The sequence below is a fragment of the Streptomyces sp. 13-12-16 genome (genome assembly GCF_002114215.1).
In the GTDB taxonomy this organism is placed as follows: Bacteria; Actinomycetota; Actinomycetes; order Streptomycetales; family Streptomycetaceae; genus Streptomyces.
Window position 1 is genome coordinate 1 of sequence record NZ_NCTE01000987.1, and the last position, 2,377, is coordinate 2,377.

Here is a 2,377-nt window from a genome sequence, read left to right on the forward strand (position 1 = left end):
CGGCGTCGTGGTGGTGCGGGTCAGTGGTGGGCGTGGACGACGGCGTGGCCCTTGCCGCGGCCGATCATCCACTTGTTGACCGGTGTGGTGACCGCGAACGCCACGGCGAAGCCGCCGAGCAGCGCGTACCAGAACAGTCCGTCCGCCAGGTGGGCGTCCATCGCTCCCGGCGTCAGCGCGATGATGCCGTTGTCGACCAGTTCCATCACCGCGATCGAGACGGTGTCGGCGGCCAGCGCGACCTTGACCGCGGCCTTCAGGGACACCCCGGCGCGCACCACCGCGAAGAGCGTGAAGGAGTAGCCGAAGACGAAGGCCAGGGCGATCGCGAGGGCCATGGTCGGAACGTTGCCCCACATCAGGGCGGTGCCGATGACCATGCCGAGGATCTCGCCGATGGCGCACCCGGTGAGGCAGTGGAGCGTCGCCTTCATGGCCGTGGCCCAGGTCGCGCCGTGGGCGTGGCCGCCCGCGGGGGCGGCGTGGTCGTGCGTGGTACCGAGGTGGTGCGTGCTGTGGTCCATGACCTTCATCCCCATTCGACGTCCCGCGAGTACCCCTGATGGCCCCACAACCCGAACCATATACCCCTGGGGGGTATATGGCCACGGGTGATTCGGGCCGGCTGCCGGGCGGTGGAGGGGCATCCGTGTGCGGCCGCCGGCGGGATGCCGGTCCGGGGGCGCGTCTGCGGAGTTCTCGCCGGGGTCAGGCCGAACGCGCCCGCCGGGTGGACTCCAGCACCGAGGCCAGGAAGCGGCGCACCGTCTCCAGCTCGCCCGCCTCGAAACCTTCCGCGGCCGCCACCACCTCGCCGATCACCGGCCCGAAGAAGGCCCACCCGAGTCGTGCGGCCTCCTCCTCCACCTCCAGCAGCACGCGCCGCCGGTCGGCCGTGTCCCTGCTGCGCCGGACCCACCCGAGCCGCTCCAGCCGGTCCACCAGGGCGGTGGTCCCGGACGAGTTCAGGCGCAGCTGCTCGCCGAGCCACCCGGGCGTGGCACGGGTGCCGGCCCGTGCCGCGTCCAGCAGGTGGATCAGTGCGCGCACGTCGGTGGGATGCAGTCCGTGGCGTGCGGCGAACTCGGCGCCCAGCAGGTCGAACTCCACGGTCACCGCGCGCAGCGAGTGAACCAGCCCCATCACCGGACTCTGATCGTCCATGCACACTCCCTCGAACCCTTGCATAGTATCTCGCTGAGCGAGATTATCGCCGAGCGAGAGGAATGCCCGTGTCCCTGTCGGCCTTCGACCTTGCCTACGACGAACTCCGCGCCCGCTGGCCCGAGTCCACCGAGGAGCGTGACGTCGCCACGCCGTACGGGCGCACCCGGGTCCATGTGCACGGCCCGGCGGACGGCAGCCCGCTCGTGCTGCTGCCCGGCGGCTCCGCCACTGGCCTGGTCTGGTTCGCCAACGCGCCGGCCCTCGGCGGGCGGTACCGGATCCACGCGGTCGACCTGCTGGGCGACGCCGGCCGCACCGAACGCCGGGGCACACCGCTGAAGAACGCCGACGACCTGACGGCCTGGCTGGACGCGCTGCTGGACGGGCTGGGGCTCGCCCGCACACACCTGTGCGGGCACTCCTACGGCGCTTGGACGGCCGTCAGGTACGCCCTGCACGCACCACAGCGGGTCGACCGCCTCGCCCTCGTCGATCCCACCCAGGTCTTCGCCGGGTTCCGCCCCGGCTACCTGCTGCGCGCGCTGCCCACCCTGATCCGCCCGAGCCGGGACCGTACCCGTGCCTTCCTCGCCTGGGAGACGGCGGACACCCACCCCGACGAGACCTGGCAGCGCCTCTACGCGCTGGCCGCCACCGTCCCCGGACGCAAACTCGTCGTCGGCCCCCGCCCCAGGGTCGCCGGTCTCCGCATGCCGGTCCTGGTCCTGCTCGCCGGGCGCGGCCGCGCCCACGACGCCGCCAAGGTCGCCGACAGGGCCCGCCGGACCCTCCCGCAGGGCGAGGTGGTGCTGCTCCCCGGAGCCACCCACCACTCCCTGCCGCTCACCGAGCCGAAGGAACTGAACGACCGGCTGATGGATTTCCTGGGCTGACGGCGCCGGACGGCACCTGCCGCCCGTCCTGAGCCGGCGCCGGCCCGGCGCCGAGGACCGCCGCGGGGCCCGCCGGATCACCCAGGGCGCGCCGGGTCCCCGGCCGGGTTGCCCGAACAGCCGGTGATCGTGCCCGAGTCGCTCTTCACCGCGGTGTCCCGGGCGCGGTATCCAGGTACGGACACCCGACCCGTCCTCAGAGAGACCCACTTCGTATGCGTACGCGAGAAACCGGAACGTCGTCCGACGAGACGAAGGCCCGCCCCTCGGCGCGCCGGACGGACGCGGCGCCGGCCGTGCCCGTCGCGGGTCCGCTC

General features: G+C 73.0%; 3 protein-coding genes. 1 reads left to right on the forward strand and 2 read right to left on the reverse strand.

Annotation, left to right across the window (positions count from 1 at the left end; all coding sequences use genetic code 11):
- Nucleotides 1–20 precede the first annotated feature (20 nt).
- Together B7767_RS33730 and B7767_RS33735 are read right to left on the reverse strand one after the other, a co-directional pair.
- Nucleotides 21–524 (reverse strand): DUF4396 domain-containing protein, encoded by a 504-nt coding sequence (locus tag B7767_RS33730; RefSeq protein ID WP_085575427.1) that lies wholly within the window; start codon nt 522–524, stop codon nt 21–23.
- A gap of 184 nt (nt 525–708) precedes the next feature.
- Nucleotides 709–1,164 carry a MarR family winged helix-turn-helix transcriptional regulator gene (locus B7767_RS33735; protein ID WP_085575425.1) on the reverse strand — a complete coding sequence of 152 codons (456 nt, stop codon included), beginning with the start codon at nt 1,162–1,164 and terminating at the stop codon, nt 709–711.
- Between the two features lie 62 nt (nt 1,165–1,226).
- On the opposite strand from B7767_RS33735, the gene B7767_RS33740 reads away from it, so the two are divergent.
- Nucleotides 1,227–2,060, forward strand: coding sequence for an alpha/beta fold hydrolase (locus B7767_RS33740; protein WP_085575426.1), 834 nt, complete (start codon nt 1,227–1,229; stop codon nt 2,058–2,060).
- Nucleotides 2,061–2,377: the final 317 nt, after the last annotated feature.